This is a genomic window from Rahnella contaminans, assembly GCF_011065485.1.
Classification (GTDB): Bacteria; Pseudomonadota; Gammaproteobacteria; order Enterobacterales; family Enterobacteriaceae; genus Rahnella; species Rahnella contaminans.
Map to the genome: position 1 here is coordinate 1,148,710 of NZ_JAADJS010000001.1, position 23,142 is coordinate 1,171,851.

A 23,142-nucleotide genomic window follows, 5' to 3' on the forward strand; every position below is an offset into this window, starting at 1 on the left:
CTTAAACTGTCAGCACGACGCAGCTGTCGGCTTGCCAGCACAGACGCACTTCGTCGCCCCAGGTCGGCATGCCCTTGCGGAAACGGTGTCCGTTTTGCAATTGCGCCGTAATCATCTGACCGCTGTGCAGTTTAACGTGGTAAATCGACAGGTCGCCCAGATACGCGATGTTCACGACTTCGCCCACCGCAAAGTTGCAGCCGTCTTCCGGCACGTCTTCGCAGAGCATGATTTTTTCCGGACGCAGCGCGACAAACACCGGTACGCCGTCCACCACCGAGACATCCGGATCCACTTTCAGCGGATGCAAAAGCCCCGGCGACGTGAGCACTAAAGCATCCTCCAGACGTTCTTTCAGCACGCCTTCAAACACGTTTACCGAACCGATAAATTCGGCACTGAAACGGCTGGTCGGATGCTCGTAGATTTCTTCCGGTTCACCGATTTGCACAAACTTGCCGCGGTTCATGATGGCGATACGCCCCGCCATAGTCATGGCTTCTTCCTGATCGTGCGTCACCATCACGCAGGTCGCGCCAACGCGCTCGAGAATATCGACCACCTCGAGTTGCATACGGTCACGCAGTTTTTTATCCAGCGCGCCCATCGGTTCGTCGAGCAGCAATAATTTTGGCCGTTTCGCCAGACTGCGGGCTAAGGCAACGCGCTGACGCTGACCGCCGGAAAGCTGATGTGGCTTACGTTTGGCGAATTCCTGCATGTGAACCAGCGTCAGCATTTCTGCCACGCGGCTTTTGATCTCTGCCGACGGTAATTTGTCCTGCTTAAGTCCGAACGCGATGTTTTGTTCAACCGTCATGTGCGGGAACAGCGCGTAGGACTGGAACATCATGTTGATCGGCCGCTGATACGGCGGCACCTGCGAGAGGTCCACGCCATCAAGCACAATCTGTCCCTGCGTGGGCTGTTCAAAACCGGCCAGCATGCGCAACAGTGTCGATTTACCACAACCGGACGCGCCGAGCAGTGCGAAAATCTCCCCTTTATAGATGGTCAGGCTGACATCATCCACGGCGGCCTGACCGTCAAAAGACTTGGTTAAATTGCGGATCTCCAGCAAAGGCGTGAAACCTTTCTGGGACTTAGGCTGAGGGCGTGGAATGGCATCGTTCACTCAGAGGAATCTCCGGTATCAAAATAAAGCTGTATCAAATAAGCATAACAGTCAGGGGGAAAAGTGCCTGATTTCTATGCCCAAAAGTGGCCTGGAACAAAATGCCAGCGGCCCCGCAGGGTTGTGCGGAGCCGCTGTAGTCTTCCTGACCTTTTCTAAAACGGGTACTATTTTCCGGTTTTTACTTTAGTCCACGAACGGGTGATAACGCGGTCAATTTTCGGATCCTGTACTTTCAGGCTGAAGAGTTTGGCCTGCACATCTGCCGGTGGATAAATGCCCGGGTTGTTGCGCACATCTTCATTCACCAGTGGCGTAGCCGCTTTGTTGCCGCTCGCGTAGTAAACGGTGTTACTGATTTGCGCGATCACTTTCGGTTCCATCAGGTAGTTGAGGAACTGATAGGCTTCGTCGAGGTTTTTAGCATCGGCCGGAATAGCGAAGACGTCGAAGAATGCCAGCGCGCCCTCTTTCGGAATGCTGTACGCCACGTTCACGCCGTTTTTCGCTTCTTTCGCGCGGTTAGACGCCTGCATCACATCGCCCGCCCAGCCGATCGCCACACAAATGTCGCCGTTAGCCAGATCGTTGATGTACTGGGAAGAGTGGAAATAACGAATGTTCGGACGCAGTTTCAGCAGTAGATCATTCGCCGCACCGGTGTAATCCGACGCTTTAGTACTGTTCGGATCCAGATGCAGGTAGTTCAGCACAGTGGCGTAAATTTCAGCCGGTGCGTCGAGGAACGAAACGCCGCAGCTTTTCAGTTTCTCTAAGTTTTCAGGTTTGAGCACCAGATCCCAGCTGTTTACCGGCGCATCTTTACCCAGCACGGCTTTCACTTTATCGACGTTATAGCCGATACCGGTAGTCGCCCACAGATAAGGAATCGCGTATTTGTTGCCCGGATCATGCTGCGCGACCATTTTGAGCAAATCAGGGTCGAGGTTTTTATAGTTTGGCAGTTTGCTCTTATCCAGCGGCTGGAAAACGCCCGCCGCCAGCTGGCGTTCAAGGAAACTGGCCGACGGCACGACCAGATCGAAACCGGTGCTCCCTGCCATCAGTTTGCCTTCCAGCACTTCGTTGGAGTCAAACACGTCGTAAACCACTTTGATGCCGGTTTCTTTCTGGAAATCAGGCACGGTGTTTGGCGCGATATAATCGGACCAGTTGTAGATATGCAGCGTTTTCTCTTCCGCAGACGCTGTGACGGACGCGGCCATAACCAGACCGGCGACAACACCCGATAACCACTTTTTACGCAGGGTGAACATCCGTTACTACCTCCAAGACAGGGGAATATAAATTGAATTTGTATCACTCAGACTGATACAAAACCTTTCACACAATGCCAACGCTCACCCATTAAACTTGCATAGGCATTCAACGCTGACGCATACGCTGCCTGCGAATTAACCGTTTGGTTTTACGACGTAATCACGCGTGGTGCAGAGTCAGAAGCATAGCGCCTGCAACCCCCGTGTACCAGCCTCCTGAGACAAAACCGGCGTTTATCGATTATTTATGCAGATTTGGTCTATACCGTCTGGCATTTTGGCTTTTAACAAAGTGAAATATCTGGCAACACCGGCACAAACGCAGCATAACTTATGGCGAAAGCGAATAAAGGCAGCGGAGCCGCAATAAACACGGCTCGCAGGAAAGGATCTTCAGAGGGAGAAAAATAACTAACGGGGTTTAATGCAACAAAGGCAGATTCACGGAAACGGCCGGTGTGCCTTCTTCATCGTCGCCAAGGAACAGTAAATCGTTGGCGTGGGCTTCAAGAATAATCATCGACATCTGCTCTTCCGCCTGTTGCAGGAAGAAAGCGAATTGCTCTTCGGTCACGCCCACGGCGATCGTCAGCGACTGGCAAACAATCAGTTTCGGCAAATTGTCATCCTGAATATCGACAAAGGCCTTGATGGTCAGCGAGCTGGCGTTAATCGAGCTTAAATCAGCAACCAGCGGGATCAGCGCCGTGGGTTTCACTTCGGCCAGCGCGGAGAACAAAATTACGTTGTCCACGATATCGAGTTTGGCATCAAAAATGCCATCAAAATTCTGCATATGCGGCAAATGGAGAGCCTGACAGGAATCACACTCGAAAAAAGAAATGCCCAGCTGATCCAGCCAGCGCCGCAGCAGCGCCAAATCAGGGACGATGAGCGAATCCATAGAATGCCTCACAAGTTCAAAACAACGAGAATAACCACGCCTTCGCAACACCCGCAGCGTTACGAAGGGGGTCATAGCTTACGGAATATTACCGGTCAGCGCTACGACCAAAGGCCTTTTGATGCACATTAGCGCCGGTAATTAAGATTTAACCACCAGATTTAAGCCTGAATCCCGGCTTCGCCCGCTGTTCAATGTAATCAATCATCATGCCCGCAATATCCAGGCCGGTTGTGGTTTCGATGCCTTCCAGCCCCGGCGATGCGTTAACTTCCATCACCAGCGGCCCCCGGTGCGCACGCAAAATATCGACACCGGCAACGTCGAGCCCCAGCGTCAGCGCCGCTTTCACCGCAATTTCTTTCTCTTCCGGCGTGATTTTGACGTTGGTCGCGGTTCCGCCGCGATGAAGATTGGAACGGAAATCGCCCGGTTTGGCCTGACGTTCAATCGCCGCCACCACGCGTTTACCCACCACCAGACAACGGATGTCGCGCCCTTCAGCTTCGCGGATATATTCCTGAACCAGAATGTGCGCATTCAGCCCGCGGAAGGCGTCAATCACGCTTTCCGCCGCCTGACGGGTTTCAGCCAGCACCACGCCGATGCCCTGCGTGCCTTCGACCAGCTTGACCACCAGCGGCGCACCGCCGACCAGCGCGATGAGATCTGACGTATCGTCCGGCGCATTAGCAAAACCGGTGATCGGCAAATCTATTCCTTCGCGCGCCAGAATCTGCATCGAACGCAACTTATCGCGCGCCCGGGTAATCGCCACAGATTCATTGAGAGGAAAACTCCCGAGCATTTCAAACTGGCGCAATACTGCGGTGCCGTAGAACGTAATGGCTGATCCAATACGCGGGATCACCGCCTGGTATTTATCCAGCTGACGCCCGCGATAATGCACACTCGGCGCGGCCGGATTGATGTTCATATAGCAGGAGAGCGGATCAATGATGTCGATCTCATGCCCCCGGGCCTCTGCGGCTTCCCGCAGCCGTTTACACGAATATAAAGACCCGTCACGGGAAAGAATTGCAATCTTCATCCGACACTCCATCGCCGATTAGCGTGTTGCCCAGCCTTGCTTATGTAATGCGTCCAGCATGAACGGACGCTGTTCCTTTTTCAGGGTACGGATAATCAGTGCGCTCCAGGTATCGCGGCGGGCATTACTGTCGCGTTGCAGATAATACGCGCTGAGCTCTTCGTCATATTGCGCCAGAAGTTCTTTATCCAGCGGCTGATAGCTGTTTTCGTGAACCAGCATGGACTGCGGCATCCGCGGCTTGACCTGATGATCCTGCGCAGGCGTGCCGATACAAAAACCGAACAACGGCATCACGAATTTCGGTAATTTCAGCAGCGCGACAACGTCTTCCACCTGATTACGGATCCCACCGATAAATACGCCGCCCAACCCGAGTGATTCGGCGGCGGTCATGGCATTTTGCGCCATCAGCGCGGTATCCACGCAACCGAGCAGCAATTGTTCCGCCAGCCCCAGTTCGGCCTCAGGGTTAATCTGCAAGTTGCGGTTGAAATCGGCACAGAAAACCCAAAATTCAGCGGCGCTGGCCACGTATTGCTGCCCGCCGGTGTACTGCACCAACGTTTCGCGCAGCGCCGGATCGGTAACGCGGATAATCGATGAACATTGCAAAAAGCTGGAAGTTGAGGCAGATTGCGCGGCAGCAATGATCGCCTCACGCTGTTCATCGGATACCGGCTGGCCGGTAAAAGAACGGATGGAACGGTGTGAGCGCAGAAGATCGATAGTCGGCGTCATTAAAAAATTCCTGAACGGATGAAAAAGCGAAAACAGATGTTGCAATCATTCATGCTGCGCGCCCTGTTTGCAAGGCTTGTGACATCAAATGCTGTAACAATGTGCGCACCCGAAAAATCCCTGATTCATCATTTGGATAGGCAGAAGGTATCAGACCGACAGGTAATTCCTGCTTTTTTTTGTGGCTTGCAACAGGCATAGTAGCTACATCAAAAAGGTGACGTGCATAACAAAAATAGTCACTCCCTTTTCATTTATCTCGCTGGTATTAACAAAGGAGTCTCCATGTTTGCAGTAATTTTCGGGCGTCCTGGCTGTCCTTATTGTGTACGTGCTAAAGAGTTGGCTGAAAAACTGACTGAAGAACGTGATGATTTCAATTTCCGCTACATCGATATCCATGCGGAAGGCATCACCAAAGCTGACCTGGAAAAAACAGTGGGTAAACCTGTTGAAACTGTTCCACAGATTTTCCTCGATCAGAAACACATCGGCGGCTGCACTGATTTTGAAGCCTATGCCAAAGAACATCTGGCTCTGTTCAGCAACTGAGTGGTTCTGAACTCAGCAAAAAGGCGCTCATTGAGCGCCTTTTTTTATGACATCGGAAAATGTTTACCGGTGCTGTCTGAACTGTTTATACGCGGTAAAGAGCAGCTGAATCAGCATCGCGCCCAGCACACACCAGAAAATCGCGCTGGTTGCGTAAGCCACTTCCTGCACCAGCGGACGCACGCGCGGATAAAATACCATACGCAGCGCGGTACAAACCGGCACAGAAATCAGCGCACCTATCAAAGATGAAAATATCGGCGAATCGCGATATATCAGCCCGGTCAGCAAACCCGGCAATAAAAATAATAACAGACCATATTCCGGACCAGGTGTTATATCTCTAACAACTATCCAGCTATTTTTTAACGAAATAAAAATAACTATAAAAATAATGCAACAAAATAGCGGGGCTATTAACTTTCGCCAAAATGCCATCTGACTTCCTCCTTAAAGTTGGCGAGATTCACAGGCCGTCTGCACTGCATGCAATGCGTTCATTTTTACCTGACAGAGCCTTGCCGGCTCACTTCCCTGACGCGTTCCGCAATCCCGCGAAACACAAAAAAAGCGTTCAGTTGATTTATACGGGCTTTTCTCTGGCTGAAGAGACGTTCTATGACTAAAATGACGCCCGAAACCTGCTTTTCTAATTCACGATTTGAGAAACCAAAGGTGTTTAAAAAAGTAGGAATTTTCTGGATCTGAATTTATCCTTTACATTCTCCTATATCAAGAATTTGTTGGTAAACAATAAGTTATCCTTGTGAATATAAACGTCGCTAGTTTGTTAAACGGGAATTACATCCTGTTATTATTTGTGGTTTTGGCACTGGGCTTGTGCCTGGGAAAAATTCGCCTGGGCTCCGTTCAGCTCGGAAATTCTATTGGCGTATTAGTGGTTTCCCTGCTTTTAGGCCAGCAACATTTCAGCATTAATACGGAAGCGCTCAACCTCGGTTTTATGCTGTTTATTTTTTGCGTGGGCGTCGAAGCCGGACCCAACTTTTTTTCAATTTTCTTCCGGGATGGCAAAAATTATCTGATGCTGGCGCTGGTCATGGTCGGCAGCGCGATGCTTCTTGCGCTCGGTCTTGGCAAGGCATTCGGGTGGGACATCGGTCTCACCGCCGGTATGCTCGCCGGTTCCATGACCTCCACGCCGGTTCTGGTGGGCGCGGGAGACACGCTGCGCAATACCCTCGCGGGCAGTAATACGCTCAGCCCCGCGCTGGATAATCTGAGCCTCGGCTACGCATTGACGTATCTTATCGGGCTGGTCAGCCTGATTTTCGGCGCACGCTATTTACCAAAACTGCAACATCAGGATCTGCCAACCAGTGCGCAGCAAATCGCCCGCGAACGCGGTCTGGACACAGACAGTAAGCGAAAAGTTTATCTTCCGGTGATCCGCGCCTACCGTGTCGGGCAGGAACTGGTCGCCTGGGCTGATGGCAAAAACCTGCGTGAACTGGGGATTTATCGCCAGACGGGTTGTTATATCGAACGTATCCGCCGTAATGGAATTCTCGCGACGCCGGACGGTGACGCCGTGTTGCAGGTCGGCGATGAAATTTCGCTGGTCGGCTATCCGGACGCGCACTCACGCCTTGATCCGAGTTTCCGTAACGGGAAAGAAGTTTTCGACCGTGACCTGCTCGATATGCGCATCGTGACGGAAGAAGTGGTGGTGAAAAACAATCACGCCGTCGGCAAACGTCTGAGCCAGCTCAATCTGACCGATCAGGGTTGTTTCCTTAACCGCGTGATCCGCAGCCAGATTGAAATGCCGATCGACGACAGCATCGTGCTCAACAAAGGCGATGTGTTGCAGGTCAGCGGCGACGCGCGTCGTGTGAAAAGCGTGGCAGAGCGCATCGGCTTTATCTCCGTTCACAGCCAGCTCACCGATTTACTCGCCTTCTGCGCCTTCTTCATTGTCGGCCTGATGATCGGGCTGATCACCTTCCAGTTCAAAAGCTTCAGCTTCGGGATTGGTAACGCCGCGGGCCTGCTGTTCGCCGGTATCATGCTCGGCTTTCTGCGCGCAAACCACCCTACTTTCGGCTACATTCCGCAGGGTGCGCTGAATATGGTCAAAGAGTTCGGTCTGATGGTATTTATGGCGGGTGTCGGCCTCAGCGCTGGTGCGGGGATCAACAACGGGCTTGGCGCCGTCGGCGGACAAATGTTGCTGTCCGGCCTGATTGTCAGCCTTGTGCCGGTGGTGATTTGCTTCATCTTCGGTGCCTACGTACTGAGGATGAACCGGGCATTACTGTTCGGCGCCATCATGGGCGCACGAACCTGCGCACCGGCGATGGAAATCATCAGCGACACCGCCCGCAGCAACATTCCGGCACTGGGTTATGCAGGAACCTATGCCATTGCTAACGTATTACTGACACTCGCGGGGACACTGATCGTCATCATCTGGCCGGGAGCGTGACGTAAGTTGTTGATCACGAATGTGGCAAAAAAAAATCAATAATTTTTTTATATTTTTGCCACATGGCGCGAACTTTTAAAGGGGAGCGAAGTCTTAATTAGTGCCACTGCTTTTCTTTGAAGTCCCCAAATTTGGAGAGCCCGTCAATCCCGCCTTTTTAGGTTCAAGATTGCCGGGTTTTTTCTTTTCTGCTTGTAAAACCTCCGTTCCCCCCTTGTAAACCCATTGACACCTTCCCCGCCAAAATGGTTGTATAACACAACCAAATCATCAAAAGCCTTTTATCATGACCGATAACACACTTCTTATAGAAAACATCCGTACCGCTTCACGGCTGATGGTTCGTGAACTGGGGTTTATGAACCCGACGCTTGCCGCTACGGAATATTCCGCGTCGGCGGTGCATACGTTGCTTGAAGCTGAAAGGCTGGGCGCGGTGACGGCGGCGCAGCTGGTGAATGAACTCGGGCTGGAGAAGTCGAGCGTAAGCCGGATGCTCGGCAAACTTATCAAGGCCGGTGAACTCACCGAGGTAGTTTCTGTGGATGACGCGCGGGTGAAGCACCTTCAGCTTACCGAACAGGGCAAAGCCAGCGTCGTGAAGATTAATGCGTATGGCAAAATGCGCGTCGCAGATGCGCTGGCTCATCTTGATACTGCAAAGCAGAAAGCCGTCGCTGAAGGGATTTCTGCCTACGCCCGCGCACTGAAATCATGCCGTGACGGTTCACAGGCAAATCCGCAAAATCCTGTGATCATCAGCTCCGGTTATCAGCCGGGTATGATCGGGCGTATTTCAGAGATGCACGCCCGTTTCTATTCGCGTCATGCCAACTTTGGCAGTTTTTTTGAAAGCAAAGTGGCGGCGGGGTTAGCGGAATTCACCGGTCGCCTCGGTCATGAAAACAACCGAATCTGGCTCGCGGTTCAGAACGGAAAAATAGTCGGTTCTGTCGCCATCGACGGGCAGGATTTAGGCAATAACGAAGCACATTTGCGCTGGTTTATTCTTGATGATGGCTGCCGGGGAGGCGGTATTGGCAGAAAACTGCTCAGCGAAGCGGTAAATTTCTGCGATCAGCAAAAATTCTCAGCCACTCAGCTCTGGACTTTCAGCGGGCTGGATGCCGCGCGCCGTTTGTATGAATCGTTTGGTTTTACCCTGACGAAAGAATGGGATGGCGACCAGTGGGGAAGCCGCGTCATGGAGCAACAATTCACCCGCACCGCGGGCTGACAAAGTGTCACGCCGCCGCAGTGATTTCCGGTGGCGTAACATTGGCGTTACCCGTTTCGCTAATTCTCAATCACCCGCAACAACGTTCCGTCGATATCAATCAGCGCACCCATTTTTAATCCCCACGGCTGCATTTCAGGCAGATGAATGCATGGCCGCATGTTCCTGTCCTGCCCTATTCCGGCAGCAATAAATTCATCAAAAATGGCATCGGCATCATCCACGCGCAGGCAGCAGCTGAACCAGCTGGTGAGCGGGTCGAGATCGACGTGCAGGAAGAATTCCAGCGTAATACCGCCGCGGCTCATGATGAGCCAGCTGTCGTCGATATAGCCGGTAGTAAAGCCTATGCTGCTGTAAAAGCGTTGAGTCTCTGTGAAATCCCTGGAAGGAAGATTGGGTGTGGCGTGATCAGTCATTGGCGGCTCTCAGTCGTCGGATACGAACTTCACGTGCCGGAATAATGCCTGAACGAAAACACAGGGGAAAGTACGGGGAATAAGATTTTGTGAGGAAAGTCATCTCCCGCCTTGCAGCGGGAGATTCAGACACGAGAGACGCAAATGCCCTTAACTTTCAGGGCAGCGTCGGCTTATCAGAACTGATAAACCAGGCCTACGGCCACAACGTCGTCGGTATTGATGCCAGCATCGCGGGTCAGGCGGGTGTCATCCATCAGATTAATTTTGTAATCCACATAGGTCAGCATGTTTTTGTTGAAGAAGTAAGACGCGCCAACATCAACATATTTGGTCAGGTTCTGGTTGCTGTAACCCGGGATATTACGTGCGTGAGACTGCACGTAGGCAACAGACGGACGCAGACCGAAGTCGAACTGGTACTGTGCCACGGCTTCGAAGTTTTGCGCTTTGTCGGCATAACCGTAAGCGGTGCTGCCTGCTTTACCGAAGCGGTTTGCGTTGTAGCTTTGGGTGTACATCGCCGCCAGATAGATATTGTTGGCATCGTATTTCAGGCCGCCGCTGTACGCGGTCGCCTTGTCGCCGTTACCAATGATTGCCGGGTTGTTGCGGCCGTTCTGCTCGTTGGTACGGTCAGAAGCCATCATTGCGGCTGCTGCGCTGAAACCTTCGCCCAGGTCATAAGACAGGGACATGCCGTAACCGTCGCCGTTCTGAGCTAATACGTCACGACCGTTGTTAGATTCGGTAGCGCTGCCGTTTTTGCCCTGATACTGAACCGCGACATCCAGACCTTCGACTGCGCCGAAGAAGTCTTTGTTACGGTAAGTCAGCACGCCGTTTGCACGCTGGAACATGAAGTTGTCTGCGCCGTAAGTATCGCCGCCGAATTCTGGCAGAACGTCGGTCCAGGCTGCCACGTCATACATCACGCCGTAGTTGCGGCCGTAGTCCAGTGAACCCCACTGGCCAAATTTCAGACCTGCAAAACCTACACGGGTGAAGTTGTTATTATCAGCGCTTTCAGCAGAGTTCAGGGCTGCCTGATATTCCCACTCGCCGTAACCGGTCAGTTCGTTATTAATCTGTGTTTCGCCACGGAAACCCAGACGCATATAAGACTGGTCGCCATCGGTGCTGTTATCTTTGGAGAAATAATGCAGACCGTCCACTTTACCGAACAGGTCGAGTTTGTTGCCGTCTTTATTATAGATTTCAGCAGCGCCGGCAGTGCCAGCCATCATCAGAGCGGGAATGACCAGAGAAAGTACGCGTAATTTCATCATCAATATCCTTGATTATTTATAAGCCGTCTAAAATGCCATCCGGCAAGTGTTATTATCCGGTTACCGTGAAGTTATATTTTCCCTTCTTATGGCCCGGAATTGACGTGCGTAAAATTAAACGATGAGAACTTTGGTTGCAACCTGTAAATATTTGAAATAAGTTTCGTTTGGAAATCGTTTATATAAATGCCACGCATCACTAAGAGACATATTCATTTAAAAACAATCCATTACGTGAAGATAATAGCGAAGTGAAATTATAGTAAATTACAGAAACTATTCAGCATCGTAGTAAAAATATTCTCATCCGGCGACGTGAGTGCGAAATTTTTGCCGGCAGATTAAAGATATTCTGTGTAAGGTTTTGTATATTCCAGCGAAACGCTTCACTTTCAGGTTAATAAAAAACCACCAGAGCGGTGGCTTTTTGAACATCCATTCCGTGCGGGAATTTACATAATTCGTTCGAGGCGCTGATCCTTACCGCCTAAACGTCCGTCAGTCTGATTCCACTCTTTTTCATACGCCTGATAGGCAAATACAAATGCCTGATGCCCGTCTTCAAATATCTGATCAGGACGTTTATGCCAGCCGGAATACGCGTCATAACGCAATATTTCAAAACCGTCTTCCGCCGGATGAATAAGGTAGGTGTAATGCTCACAAAACTCCGGCGCATAGGGAATATCTTCCCCGGCTTCGAGCGTGATAAACAGACCGCCTAGACGTAATTTAATCATTGATATCCTTTTTCATGATCCACAATGGAGTGGTTTGCGTTGCCGTCACATAGGCCGTCTCAGCGACCTGATGCATGCGCTGACGCTGATAAAATCCGATAGCCGGGAGATTACTTTGCAAAACCGTCAGCCACAAGCACGATTGTCCGTTTTCACGGGCGGCGGTTTCTACGGCGTCAAATAACATCGCGCCCAGCCCGCGTGCCCGGCTTTGGGGTTTGAAATACAACTTACACAACTTCGCCCCGTGCCCTTCCGCGCCCTCAAGAGGCTGATTGAAATGTACTTTTGCAAAACCGACCGCGTCGCCCTGTTCCTGTAACACCAGCCAGCGGTGATCCGGGCTCTGAAGCGTGTTTTCCATTTCTTCGTTACTGAAGTCATCGGCCAGAAACTGTTCCAGCTCGTCACTATTTTGCCACAGGTCGCCAAAATAGTGGCGATAGGTCTCACGGCCCAGCGTTTGCAGTTCGCGCTGGTCGGCCAGCGTGGCCTGACGAATGTCCATTTTGCTGCTCTCCTGTCTGATTTTTACTACAATGTTCAGGCCAAAGTGGATTGGCAATTAAGATTATTTTTATAGGAGTCATTCAAATGACGCAAAATATTTACGATGATCCGGCCTTTTTTGAAGGCTACGCGCAACTCGGGCGATCGCAGTTCGGGCTGGAAGGAGCGCCGGAATGGCCTTCACTCAAAGCCATGCTGCCTGATATGCAGGGCGCACGCATCATCGATCTGGGGTGTGGCTACGGCTGGTTCTGCCGTGCTGCGCGTGATGCCGGTGCCGCAGAAGTTTCAGGGCTCGACGTTTCAGAGAAAATGCTGGAAAAAGCCCGGTCGATGACTTGCGACGATGCGATTCATTATGCCCGTCAGGATCTTGAAAGCCTGACACTGCCGGAAGCCGCTTTTGAACTGGCATACAGCTCGCTCACGCTTCATTACATCGACGCCCTGCCCGCGCTTGTGCAAACGGTGTTTCACGCGCTCAAACCGGGCGGCAGTTTTGTCTTCTCAGCTGAGCACCCGATCTATACCGCGCCTTCAAGCCCCGCGTGGATGATCAATGAAAGCGGGCAAAAAACCTGGCCGGTCGATGGTTATCAGCATGAAGGCAAGCGTGTCACAAACTGGTTTGCCGAAGGCGTGGTCAAGCAGCACCGCACGCTGGGGACCTACATCCGCCTGCTCACTGATGCGGGTTTCGTTATCCGCGGGCTTAATGAGTGGGGTCCGTCAGCGGAACAAATTGCCGCACAACCCGCGCTGGCCGAAGAGGCTGAACGTCCGATGCTGTTCCTGATGTCCGTCCAAAAACCTCGCTAATCGTCTTCTCAGACACTTTTTCTTTCATTTTTTCAGTCAGGCAATTGCGCCGGGAGGCTCGTCCTCCCGCCTGCTTAAGGCTTCCTTAAGTTCTTCTCTTTACACTCTATTTCATCACGAAACTATACCGCCGTTCAACGAGTGCGGATATTCAGACGATACCCTCTTTACCTCACAGGCAGCACAAACTAACGTGGCATCCACGTTTTTTGCCTGTTGTCAGTGGGTTACCGGAAATTTGTGATCACTATTTTGGCCTGTTTATTTGGCCTGTCTGGCCTGTACATACGAGGGTAGTTTTATGGAGCAGCTGAATCATCTGGTGTTTTTATGGATCAACGCGACGCCCGCTTCGCCGCACGCGCTGATCAGTCTGGCGGCTTTTCTGGCCAATGACCTGATTCTCATCGTCCCGCTTCTGATTGTCGGGCTCTGGCTTTGGGGTCAGCGCGACCAGATCGGCCAGCAACGTGAACTGGTCAGTAAAACCACCATTGCGCTGCTCTTTGCGATGACGACGGCCAAAACGCTCTCGATGCTTTTCCCTCACGCGCGCCCTTTCGTTGAAGGTTTTGGTTATAACTTCCTGCATCACGCGCCGGATGATTCTTTCCCGAGCGACCACGGCACGGCGATTTTCACTTTCGCGCTGTCATTCCTGTTCTGGCACCGCATCTGGTCCGGCGCGCTGCTGATGGTGACAGCCATCGCCATCGCCTGGTCACGTATTTATTTAGGCATTCACTGGCCGCTGGATATGCTGGGCGGATTACTGGTTGGCATGCTCGGTTGCCTTTTCGCGCAGCTGGTGTGGAACCTGTTTGGTGAGCAGATTAACGCGATGATGTGCAAAGTGTACCGTTTTGGATTCGCCTTCCCGATCAGGAAAGGCTGGGTGCAGAACTGATTTTCCGGCCGTTCAGGCATAAAAAAGCGAGGCTTTATTGGCCTCGCTTTTTTTGTGTCAGATTTCAGGGGATAAGCCGCAGTTACTTGCCGAAAATGCTGCCAAAAAGGCCGCTGATTTTCATCATCACGAAGTCCCAGATACGGCCAAAGAAGCCCGATTCCTTCACTTCCTGCAACGCCACCAGCGGACGCTGTTCAATAACTTTGCCGTCCAGGCTGAAATCCACGGTTCCCACAACCTGATTCTTCGCCAGCGGCGCTTCAAGCTGCTTATTGGTCAGCGTGAAGCTGGCTTTCAGGTTTTTCAGCTGGCCTTTCGGCATCGTCAGTGAGGCATTTTCAGCCACACCCAGCGGAACCATTTTTTCATCACCAAACCAGACCCGCTGGCTGGTGAATGCATCGCCGGCTTTAATTGGCGTCAGCGTTTCAAAGAAACGGAAACCCCAGGTCAGCAGACTTTCGCTCTCGCTGAAACGGATACGGTCGCTCGGCGCGCCCATGACTACCGCAATCAAACGCATACCGGTAGAGTCGCTGGCGGAAGAGACCAGGTTATACCCCGCGCCGGACGTGAAGCCGGTTTTGATGCCGTCCACATTCAGATTCGAACTCCACAACAGGCGGTTGCGGTTAATCTGTTTAATGTGGTTGAAGGTGAATTCTTTCTCTTTATGCAGCGCATATTCGTCCGGCGTATCGCGGATCAGCGCCTGCGACAGCAGCGCCATATCCGTTGCCGACGTGTATTGCCCATCCGCATCCAGCCCGTGAACGGTTTTAAAATGCGTATTTTGCAGTTTCAGCTGTTCGCCGTAGCGGTTCATCAGATTCACGAAGGAATCCTGGCTACCCGCCACAAAATCGGCCAGCGCGATACTCGCGTCGTTACCCGACTGGATGACGATCCCTTTATTCAGCTCGGAAACCGGCACGCGGTCACCGGGTTTGAGGAACATCAGGGACGATCCGCGCAGCACCGGATTGCCGGTTGCCCAGGCATCGTTACCGACAGAAACCAAATCGTCGGATTTGATTTTGCCGGATTTAATGGCCTGGCCGACCACGTAGCTGACCATGATTTTACTCAGGCTGGCCGGGTCGAGGCGCGCGTCAGGATTCGATTCAGTCAGGATCTTCCCGCTGTTGTAATCCATTAGCACCCAGGATTTGGCATTAATCTGTGGTGCGACGGGGCCGTTGTCCGCCTGAGCGGCAGGAAGCGCCAGCAGCATTACTCCACCGCCCAGCGCGTAAATGAAAGTCCGTTTGAATTGGGAAGAAATTGTCATAGGTATCAGCGCTTTTGTCCGGGTAACTGAAATTTATCTTATCTTTCAAACAGATTGTACAACTCTGTCTGACGTAAAACCTACTGCGTTCTGGGTCTGGAATAAACCTAAATAGTGTAAAGATCTTAAGAATAGTAGAATTTTCCGCTGCTTGCGCTGATTCAACCGGCGATAAAAACAGCAGTCAGCACTTGACCAATTCATTCATGTACGTCAGTTTGGGGTGCAGATTCATATAAAATATCTATAACAATAAACGTCTTAATCGCAACGGCGCTACAACGACGATGAACGAGCCGCAGGGGCAGAAATGGGACTGGTAATTAAGGCGCTGATCGGAGCGCTGGTCGTGATTTTAATCGGGGTGCTGTCCAAAACCCGAAACTATTATATCGCCGGGCTGGTCCCGCTCTTTCCTACGTTCGCCTTAATTGCTCACTACATCGTGGGCACGGAACGCAGCATTGAGGCACTGCGAACCACGATTGTCTTCGGCTTGTGGGCCGTCATTCCTTATATGGTGTACCTGATTTCACTCTATTTTTTCATCGGCTCGATGAAACTGCCTTACGCCCTGTTCTGCGCCGTCGTTTGCTGGTCGCTGGCGGCGTGGCTGCTGATTAGCCTGTGGACGCGTTTTCACGCCTGACTTTTTATAACTGGGCAGTATTCAAATCGAAATCACGGATAAAGGCCTCGTTTTCCCGCACCAGTTCGTCACGGATAAAATCGACAAACTGACCGAGCGCCGCCGAACGCCTTTTACCGGCAGGTGATTGCAACTGCAACGTCCGCTGGCTCAGCTGTTCAATATTCACCGGTTTGACCCGCAAATTATCGCGCCGGGCTTTATACATAATGGAAAAGTGGCTGCACGCGACAATCGCACCCGGCGTCTGCACCATGAAATCGTAAAGCGTCGAAAAACGGTTACAGCTCACTGCGGGTTCCAGAAAAATTCCGCTCATCCGGCACGACAAATCAAACAGCTGGCGGATGGTGCTGCCCTGCTCGTTCATCGCCAGCGGGTACGGATGCAAATCTGTCAGCAGCACGTCCTTATCGGCCAGCGGATGATCCGGGCGCATCACCATGCGTACCGGCGCAGGGAAAGACGCCATGATGTCCACGCCGCGCTCCGCCACCAGACTGAACTGTAACGCGAGTTCCACTTCTCCGTTGTGGATCATTTCCGACACTTCCACCGCCGTGCCGACGTTGAGATAAAACATCACGCCCGGGTTTATCTTGCGAAACCGCGAGAACAACTGCGGCAGTAAATCAAACGCCAGCCCGTCAGTGCAGGCCATGCGGATCACGGTTCGCCTCACGGCGTTCAGCCCCTGAATTTCCGCAATCGCGTGCTCCATTTCCATCATGCTTTTACGCACATGGTTTTCCAGAATCTGCCCGGCATCGTTGAGCACCATCCCGCGCGCATGACGTTCAAACAGCGGCGCGCCGATACGTTCTTCCAGACGCTGGATCTGACGGCTGATGGCCGATACCGCCACAAATAATTGCTTACTCGCCGCGCTCAGGGAGCCGGTATTGGCCACCGCCAGAAAATAGCGAATCTCCGTACTTTGCATGACCGTATTGCCTCATAACTGTGCAGATGAGCATTACAATAAAAGCAACGCTAACTTGCAATTATTATTATTGTGGCAACGCTGACGTAGCGCTTAGAGTGAAACTGATAAAAAACCAACAATAAAATCACAAACACAACAAAAGCAGGATCCTCATGACAGCGGAAAATATCGTTGAACAGGCGTTAGCCTGGTTCGATCAGGGTGAATACCAGCGCACGCTGGCGCGCAGGGTGGCGATTGCCTCCGAAAGCCAGAGTAATCAGCGGGACGCCGAACTGGCGCGTTATCTCGATGAAGAGATTAAACCGGCACTCGCGGCGATGGGTTTCAGCCTGCTGAGCGTCGAAAATGCGTATGCCGCTAACCGACCGTTTTTGATCGCTACCCGCATTGAAGACGATGCGTTGCCCACAATCCTGAGTTACGGCCATGGCGACGTAGTGTTCGGCGACGATGAAAACTGGCGCAGCGACTTATCGCCGTGGGAACTGAAAGAAGACGGCGACCGCTGGTACGGACGTGGCAGCGCCGACAACAAAGGCCAGCACAGCATTAACATTGCCGCGCTGGAACAAATCTACCAGGCCCGCAGCGGGAGCCTCGGTTTTAACTGCAAACTGCTGTTCGAAATGGGTGAAGAAATCAGCTCACCGGGGCTGGCCGAACTTTGCCGTGAATATCAGGAACAGCTTAGCGCCGATATTTTCCTCGCCTCCGACGGCCCGCGCCTGAGCGCCGTGCGCCCGACGCTGTTCCTCGGTTCACGCGGTGCGGTGAATTTCCGTCTCACCATCAATGCCCGCGACAACGCCTATCACTCCGGAAACTGGGGCGGCCTGCTGACCAATCCGGGGACGCAGCTGGCAAACGCGCTGGCCTGTCTGGTGAATCAGCACGGCCAGTTGCAGGTTTCTGCGCTGAAACCGCCTGCGGTCAGTGACGCTATCCGCGAAATTCTCAGCGATGTGGACGTCGGCGATGGCAAAAACGATCCGAAGATTGACCTGAACTGGGGCGAGGAAGGTCTCACGCCTGCCGAGCGTCTCTATGCGTGGAATACGCTGGAAGTGCTGTCCTTCCTGACCGGCAATCCGCAGCGCCCGATGAACGCCATTCCCGGCTCCGCGACGGCGGTGTGTCAGCTGCGTTTTGTCGTCGGCACCGACTGGCAGAATCTTGCAGAGCACGTCCGTGCGCACCTGGATGCACACGGTTTCCCGCAGGTTGAGGTGGAATTTATGCGTGGCTCACCGGCCACCCGCTTCGACCCGACCGATCCTCTGGTGGACTGGGCGCTGAATATCATGCAAATAACAACCGGTAAAAAGCCGGCATTGCTGCCGAATCTCGGCGGTTCGCTGCCTAACGATGTCTTCGCCGATATTCTCGGTTTACCGACGTTATGGGTGCCGCACTCTTATCCGGCCTGCGGTCAGCACGGCGTGAATGAACACATGCTGATCCCCGTTGCGCGCGAAGGGCTGGCGATCATGACCCATCTGCTTTGGGATCTCGGTGAAAACGGTGCGTCCGTTCTGGCCCGTCACCACGCCCATACAGGAGGTGTGCAATGAGCCAGTTAAGCGCCAGTTCCGCTTCCGTCAGCACCACGGCTGAGAAACCGAGCCTGTTGAAAACCCTTTTTGCGACCTGTATCGGGAACGCGCTGGAGTGGTTTGATATCGCCATTTACGGCTTTTTCGCCAGCTACATTGCGCATGCCTATTTCCCGACGTCCGACCCGACCGTTTCACTGTTGCTGGCGTTCGGCAGCTTCGGGGTTTCATTCCTGATCCGGCCACTCGGCGCAATCGTTCTCGGTGCGTATGCCGACAAACACGGACGTAAAGCGTCGCTGCTGATGTCCATCAGCCTGATGATGATTGGCGGCTTAATCATTGTGCTCACACCGTCCTACGCCACTATAGGCATGGCCGCTCCGCTGCTGATCCTCGCGGCACGCCTGATTCAGGGCTTCTCGGCGGGTGGTGAGTTCGGCAGCTCAACGGCGTTTCTGGTTGAACATTTCCCCGAACGCAAAGCGTTTATCGCCAGCTGGCAGTTCGCCACGCAAGGTGCAAGTACCTTGCTGGCCTCTGCATTTGGCCTGGGGTTGTCTGCCATTCTGAGTGAAACGCAGTTGCAGGACTGGGGATGGCGCATTCCGTTTATTTTCGGTCTGCTGATTGGCCCGGTCGGTTTGTATATCCGCCGCCATATCAAAGAATCGGAAAGCTTCAGTAAAGCCGAGAAAACCGCGTCGCCGCTGAAAGAAATCGTGCGCTCGCAAAAAGGCCTGTTCTTTACGGCTATCGGCCTGATGGTGGTTTCCACTGCCATCAACTACATGCTGAACTATGTACCGACGTACGCTACAAAAACGTTGCATTTGCCTGCTTCCGCGGGCTTTAGCGCCACGTTATCGGCGGGGATTATCCTGACCGTCGTTACGCCGGTGATGGGGCTGTGGGCGGAGAAAATCGGTCGTCTGCCGCTGATGTGGGGCTCGCTTATCCTGCTGTTGCTGACCATTTATCCGGCCTTCTGGCTGATGCTGCAATACACATCGGCGCTGTCCTTACTGCTGCTGATAAGCTGGCTGGCGTTGCTGAAATCGGTGTATTTCTCCACAGTGCCGTCGATGATGGCGGATTTGTTCCCGATCACCACCCGCGCCAGCGGCATGGCGATCAGCTACAACGTGGCGGTCACCGTGTTCGGCGGCTTTGCGCCGTTCATCTGTACGCTGCTGATTTCCGCCACCGGCAGCAGCCTGGCGCCAGGTTACTACCTGATGATGGTCGCCCTGCTCAGCGTCTGGGCACTGTTTAAAGCGCAGAAAACACAGCGCTGATTTTCCGTAATCCCATTCAGCGGCGGGGAAACCTGTCGCTGAGTGTTACGCTTAACCCTTCGCAAAACCCCTTCACCTGCCCTATAGTCATTGCCATTGTGCTGGCTAACGTTCTGTTTATTTACCCTTTTCAAATGAGGAGTTCTGAATGATCACCCTGTGGGGCCGCGATAACTCAACGAATGTGAAAAAAGTCCTGTGGTTACTGGATGAACTGAAACTGCCTTTTCAGCAAATTAACGCCGGGGGCGCTTATGGTAAAAATCATGAGCCACTTTATCTGTCACTCAATCCGAACGGACTGGTGCCTTGCCTGCAGGATGATGATTTTGTCTTATGGGAATCGAATGCCATTTTGCGTTATCTCGCCGAACGCGCAGGTAATGAAGCATTCTGGCCTTCTGATCTGCGGGCTCGCGCAAGCGCGGATAAATGGCTGGACTGGACCGCAAACACCCTGACTATTCCTTTCCGTCAGGTCTTTCTGACGCTGGTTCGCGTTCCCGAACCGGAGCGTGATATGAATCTGGTGGCGACAGGCATGGAGGCATTTGAAAAACACTGGGCGATTGTCGACAAGGTGCTGGCGCAGCAGGCATGGTTATCTGGCGAACATTTCGGGCTCGGGGACATCCCGCTGGCGATCTACGCCTACGCCTGGTACGGGCTGAATATTGAACGTCAGGCCCATCCGAATGTAGAGCGCTGGTATAAGCAAATCACCCAGCGCCCGGATTTCCAGAAACGCGTGATGATCCCTCTAACGTAGACTTAAACATAAAAGGCGTGCCGCAACGACACGCCTTTTTTAGCATCCGGCAGTTACTGGCCCGGCGACACCTTCAGCAGTTTCCCGTCACTTTCATCCGTCAGCACATAAACAAAACCGTCCGGCCCGACCTGTACTTCGCGAATACGCTCATTGCGGTCGCTTAGCAGACGTTCTTCATGGGTAATTTTTTCGCCGTCTACGGTCAGACGGATCAGCGATTTCCCGGCCAGCGCGCCCGCAAACAGCGAGTTTTTCCACTGCGGGAATTTCTGCGCGTTATAAAATGCCATGCCGCTCAGCGCCGGAGAAATTGCCCAGTAATAAATCGGATCTTCAGCGCCCGCCAGCGTGGTGCCTTTCGCTTCCGGGATAGGCTGCCCGGAATAGTTAATCCCAAACGTCGCCAGCGGCCAGCCGTAATTTTTTCCCGCTTTCGGCAGGTTCACCTCGTCCCCGCCGCGCGGCCCGTGCTCCGTTTCCCATAACGCACCGCTCCACGGATTCACCGCCAGCCCCTGCGGATTGCGGTTGCCGTAAGTCCAGATCTCCGGCTTCGCGTTTTTGTCACCTGCAAACGGATTATCCTGCGGAATGCCACCTTCCGGCGTCAGACGCAAAATCTTGCCTTGCAGCTGATTCAGGTGCTGAGCGTTGAGGCGCTGATTATTATCCCCGACTGACAGGAAAATATTGCCCTGCGCATCGAAAGCCATGCGCCCGCCCAGATTAATGCCGCTTTCCAGCGCCGGTTGCTGCACAAAAATCACTTTAAAATCCGTCAGACTTTGCTTGTCTGCCGACAACGTGCCATAGCCGAGCGCCGCGTGAGGCTCGCCCTTTTCACCCGGCTGCGCGAAAGAGAGATAAACCCGGCGGTTGTTCGCAAAATCCGGCGACAGGCGCACATCCCACAGCCCCGCCTGCCCGCTGACCCACACGCGCGGCACGCCTTTGAGCGGCGCGGAAAGTGCCTGGTCTGGCTGCCACAGACGCAGCTGGCCGCTGCGCTCAGTAATCAGCGCCCCTTGCGACTGCGGCAGAAATGCCAGCGACCACGGGTGATCCAGACCTTTCGCCATTTCGGTGACCTCCGCGCGGGCAATCGCAAAGGGAACCGGCGATTTCGGTGCGGCAAATGCGTTCTCCGCCAGAAGTGAGGTTGAGAAAATGAATAAAGCGGCAGCGCGGAAAGAATATGACATCAGGCTTCTCCCGGAGACGTTGATCAGCGTTGAATGTTCAGTTTAGGCCATGTACCTGATTTTGCTCAGCGCCACTCAGCGTTCTATAACCAACAGGAATAACGCCAGCCGGAAATATACTATCAACAAAGCATTCCCTCCTTCTTAACATACCGGTAGACTGCGTTGTCACAATGGACGTCCAGACAGACGGACTTCCAAACATCCTCAATTTGGTCCGTTCTTTTTGTTCCGAATTTTTATGCCAAAAAACACCTGTGAAACACACATCGCACCCGACGACGGAGTTGTTAAATAATGAAAAAAATATCCGCATCCCTGCTGGCGCTTAGCCTGTTCTCCGCCCTGCCCGCGTTTGCCGCTGATGCCCAGCTGGCACCGGTTCCGGCTGCGATTGCACAACACAACGGCCCGGTGCGCATTGCCGTTATCCGTAACCTCGGCTCCGATGACAACACCACGCAATTTCTCGCGGGAGCCATCAAGCAAGGCCATGCGCTGGGCTTTAAAGTCGATACATTCCTGAGTAACGGCGACGACGCCAAGTTTCAGGATTTCGTGAATCAGGCCATCAGCCAGAAATACGACGGAATAATCCTGTCGCAGGGCCGTGGACCGTATTCCGAAGCGCTGGCAAAACGCATTGCCGCCGCGGGCATTGCGGTTTCAGCGTTTGATACCGAAGTCCCGGATACTATTGCGGGCGTCACCGTCACCCGTCAGGACGACGCGTCTCTGGCGAAAGCCTCCGTCGGCCAGTTGGTGAAAGATTTCAACGGCAAAGCCAACATCATCAAACTGTGGGTGGCCGGGTTCCCGCCAATGGAACGCCGCCAGAAAACTTACGAAGCCATCCTGAAAGAGAACCCGGGCATTCACCAGCTTGAGTCTATCGGCGCGGTTTCTTCAGACGTTCAGGGCGACACCGCCAACAAAGTCGGGGCGATTCTGGCGAAGTATCCGAAAGGCCAGATTGATGCCATCTGGGGTTCCTGGGATGCCTTCAGCCAGGGGGCTTACAAAGCGCTGAAAGAAAATGGCCGGACTGAAATCAAACTCTACAGCATTGATGCCTCGAATCAGGATCTGCAACTGATGCGCGAGAAAGGCAGCCCTTGGTTGTTCACGGCGGCGGTGGATACGCAGCTGATCGGCGCAGTAAACCTGCGTATTGTGGCGCTGAAAATTGCTGGTGAAAAAACGCCGCAGACTTATGAATTCCCGGCGCAGACGATTCCGCAATCCCTGCTGGTCAGCCAGCCGGATGGCCTGAACGTCAGCGGCCTGAGCAAAATCATTCCGGGCTGGGGGAAATCAGAAGATTTCACCGCGCCATGGTTTGCCACGCTGGAAGCAAAATACAAAAAGTAATTGCCTCAGACCTCCCGGAAA

23 protein-coding genes are annotated in these 23,142 nt (G+C 53.0%); 10 read left to right on the forward strand and 13 right to left on the reverse strand.

Translation table 11 applies throughout. The features are described 5' to 3' along the window. Position 1 precedes the first annotated feature (1 nt). From potG to nfsA, 5 genes are all read right to left on the reverse strand, one after another. Positions 2 to 1,135 (reverse strand): putrescine ABC transporter ATP-binding subunit PotG, encoded by a 1,134-nt coding sequence (potG, locus tag GW579_RS05110; RefSeq protein WP_165057893.1) that lies wholly within the window; start codon positions 1,133 to 1,135, stop codon positions 2 to 4. Positions 1,136 to 1,302: 167 nt separating this feature from the next. Then, positions 1,303 to 2,412, reverse strand: a complete 1,110-nt coding sequence (gene potF / locus GW579_RS05115) for a spermidine/putrescine ABC transporter substrate-binding protein PotF (RefSeq protein WP_152326958.1) — start codon at positions 2,410 to 2,412, stop codon at positions 1,303 to 1,305. Positions 2,413 to 2,836: 424 nt separating this feature from the next. Further along, positions 2,837 to 3,319 carry a type III secretion system chaperone family protein gene (locus GW579_RS05120; RefSeq protein WP_152326957.1) on the reverse strand — a complete coding sequence of 161 codons (483 nt, stop codon included), beginning with the start codon at positions 3,317 to 3,319 and terminating at the stop codon, positions 2,837 to 2,839. Between the two features lie 148 nt (positions 3,320 to 3,467). After that, entirely contained in the window at positions 3,468 to 4,370 is a 903-nt protein-coding gene (gene rimK / locus GW579_RS05125; RefSeq protein ID WP_165057894.1) for a 30S ribosomal protein S6--L-glutamate ligase, read from the reverse strand. An 18-nt stretch (positions 4,371 to 4,388) separates the two neighbouring features. Then, a complete protein-coding gene (gene nfsA / locus GW579_RS05130; protein ID WP_165057895.1) occupies positions 4,389 to 5,111 on the reverse strand; it encodes an oxygen-insensitive NADPH nitroreductase in 723 nt (240 codons plus the stop codon). 285 nt (positions 5,112 to 5,396) lie between these two features. On the opposite strand from nfsA, the gene GW579_RS05135 reads away from it, so the two are divergent. Continuing rightward, a complete protein-coding gene (locus GW579_RS05135; protein WP_013575818.1) occupies positions 5,397 to 5,663 on the forward strand; it encodes a GrxA family glutaredoxin in 267 nt (88 codons plus the stop codon). A gap of 63 nt (positions 5,664 to 5,726) precedes the next feature. Here GW579_RS05135 and ybjM read toward each other — a convergent pair whose 3' ends face one another. Then, entirely contained in the window at positions 5,727 to 6,101 is a 375-nt protein-coding gene (gene ybjM, locus GW579_RS05140) for an inner membrane protein YbjM (RefSeq protein ID WP_152326954.1), read from the reverse strand. A 328-nt stretch (positions 6,102 to 6,429) separates the two neighbouring features. Between ybjM and GW579_RS05145 the strand changes: the two genes are divergently transcribed. Beyond that, positions 6,430 to 8,112 carry an aspartate:alanine antiporter gene (locus GW579_RS05145; protein ID WP_152326953.1) on the forward strand — a complete coding sequence of 561 codons (1,683 nt, stop codon included), beginning with the start codon at positions 6,430 to 6,432 and terminating at the stop codon, positions 8,110 to 8,112. Positions 8,113 to 8,398: 286 nt separating this feature from the next. Continuing rightward, entirely contained in the window at positions 8,399 to 9,349 is a 951-nt protein-coding gene (locus GW579_RS05150; protein ID WP_165057897.1) for a bifunctional helix-turn-helix transcriptional regulator/GNAT family N-acetyltransferase, read from the forward strand. Positions 9,350 to 9,408: 59 nt separating this feature from the next. Here GW579_RS05150 and GW579_RS05155 read toward each other — a convergent pair whose 3' ends face one another. The 4 genes from GW579_RS05155 to GW579_RS05170 all read right to left on the reverse strand — a co-directional run bounded on the left by GW579_RS05155 (position 9,409) and on the right by GW579_RS05170 (position 12,305). Further along, positions 9,409 to 9,768 (reverse strand): bleomycin resistance protein, encoded by a 360-nt coding sequence (locus GW579_RS05155; protein WP_152326951.1) that lies wholly within the window; start codon positions 9,766 to 9,768, stop codon positions 9,409 to 9,411. Positions 9,769 to 9,944: 176 nt separating this feature from the next. After that, positions 9,945 to 11,054 (reverse strand): porin OmpC, encoded by a 1,110-nt coding sequence (gene ompC / locus GW579_RS05160; RefSeq protein WP_152327190.1) that lies wholly within the window; start codon positions 11,052 to 11,054, stop codon positions 9,945 to 9,947. 455 nt (positions 11,055 to 11,509) lie between these two features. Beyond that, positions 11,510 to 11,797, reverse strand: coding sequence for a hypothetical protein (locus tag GW579_RS05165; protein WP_152326950.1), 288 nt, complete (start codon positions 11,795 to 11,797; stop codon positions 11,510 to 11,512). Beyond that, positions 11,790 to 12,305, reverse strand: a complete 516-nt coding sequence (locus GW579_RS05170; protein WP_165057899.1) for a GNAT family N-acetyltransferase — start codon at positions 12,303 to 12,305, stop codon at positions 11,790 to 11,792. The genes GW579_RS05165 and GW579_RS05170 overlap by 8 nt, the downstream gene beginning before the upstream one ends. A gap of 86 nt (positions 12,306 to 12,391) precedes the next feature. Between GW579_RS05170 and GW579_RS05175 the strand changes: the two genes are divergently transcribed. Further along, positions 12,392 to 13,126, forward strand: coding sequence for a class I SAM-dependent methyltransferase (locus tag GW579_RS05175; RefSeq protein WP_165057901.1), 735 nt, complete (start codon positions 12,392 to 12,394; stop codon positions 13,124 to 13,126). Positions 13,127 to 13,427: 301 nt separating this feature from the next. Further along, positions 13,428 to 14,033: an undecaprenyl-diphosphate phosphatase gene (ybjG, locus tag GW579_RS05180; RefSeq protein ID WP_152326947.1), complete on the forward strand. Its 606-nt coding sequence runs from the start codon at positions 13,428 to 13,430 to the stop codon at positions 14,031 to 14,033. 82 nt (positions 14,034 to 14,115) lie between these two features. Here the strand turns inward: ybjG and GW579_RS05185 are convergent, their stop codons facing one another. Next, on the reverse strand, positions 14,116 to 15,327 hold the full coding sequence (locus GW579_RS05185; protein WP_165057902.1) for a serine hydrolase: 1,212 nt from the start codon (positions 15,325 to 15,327) through the stop codon (positions 14,116 to 14,118). Positions 15,328 to 15,637: 310 nt separating this feature from the next. Here GW579_RS05185 and GW579_RS05190 point away from each other — a divergent pair, with 310 nt between their 5' ends. Beyond that, positions 15,638 to 15,976 carry a GlpM family protein gene (locus tag GW579_RS05190; protein WP_165057904.1) on the forward strand — a complete coding sequence of 113 codons (339 nt, stop codon included), beginning with the start codon at positions 15,638 to 15,640 and terminating at the stop codon, positions 15,974 to 15,976. Positions 15,977 to 15,980: 4 nt separating this feature from the next. On the opposite strand, the gene GW579_RS05195 is transcribed toward GW579_RS05190, so the two are convergent. After that, positions 15,981 to 16,919 (reverse strand): LysR family transcriptional regulator, encoded by a 939-nt coding sequence (locus GW579_RS05195; RefSeq protein ID WP_152326944.1) that lies wholly within the window; start codon positions 16,917 to 16,919, stop codon positions 15,981 to 15,983. A gap of 155 nt (positions 16,920 to 17,074) precedes the next feature. On the opposite strand from GW579_RS05195, the gene GW579_RS05200 reads away from it, so the two are divergent. From GW579_RS05200 to GW579_RS05210, 3 genes are all read left to right on the forward strand, one after another. Continuing rightward, positions 17,075 to 18,496: a M20 family metallopeptidase gene (locus GW579_RS05200; RefSeq protein WP_165057906.1), complete on the forward strand. Its 1,422-nt coding sequence runs from the start codon at positions 17,075 to 17,077 to the stop codon at positions 18,494 to 18,496. Next, entirely contained in the window at positions 18,493 to 19,776 is a 1,284-nt protein-coding gene (locus tag GW579_RS05205) for an MFS transporter (protein WP_152326942.1), read from the forward strand. Before GW579_RS05200 ends, GW579_RS05205 begins: the two co-directional genes overlap by 4 nt. A gap of 148 nt (positions 19,777 to 19,924) precedes the next feature. Beyond that, positions 19,925 to 20,545, forward strand: coding sequence for a glutathione S-transferase family protein (locus tag GW579_RS05210; protein WP_152326941.1), 621 nt, complete (start codon positions 19,925 to 19,927; stop codon positions 20,543 to 20,545). A gap of 53 nt (positions 20,546 to 20,598) precedes the next feature. Here GW579_RS05210 and GW579_RS05215 read toward each other — a convergent pair whose 3' ends face one another. Continuing rightward, a complete protein-coding gene (locus GW579_RS05215; protein WP_165057908.1) occupies positions 20,599 to 21,750 on the reverse strand; it encodes a PQQ-dependent sugar dehydrogenase in 1,152 nt (383 codons plus the stop codon). 297 nt (positions 21,751 to 22,047) lie between these two features. On the opposite strand from GW579_RS05215, the gene GW579_RS05220 reads away from it, so the two are divergent. Further along, a complete protein-coding gene (locus GW579_RS05220) occupies positions 22,048 to 23,121 on the forward strand; it encodes a sugar ABC transporter substrate-binding protein (RefSeq protein ID WP_165057910.1) in 1,074 nt (357 codons plus the stop codon). Positions 23,122 to 23,142 lie beyond the last annotated feature (21 nt).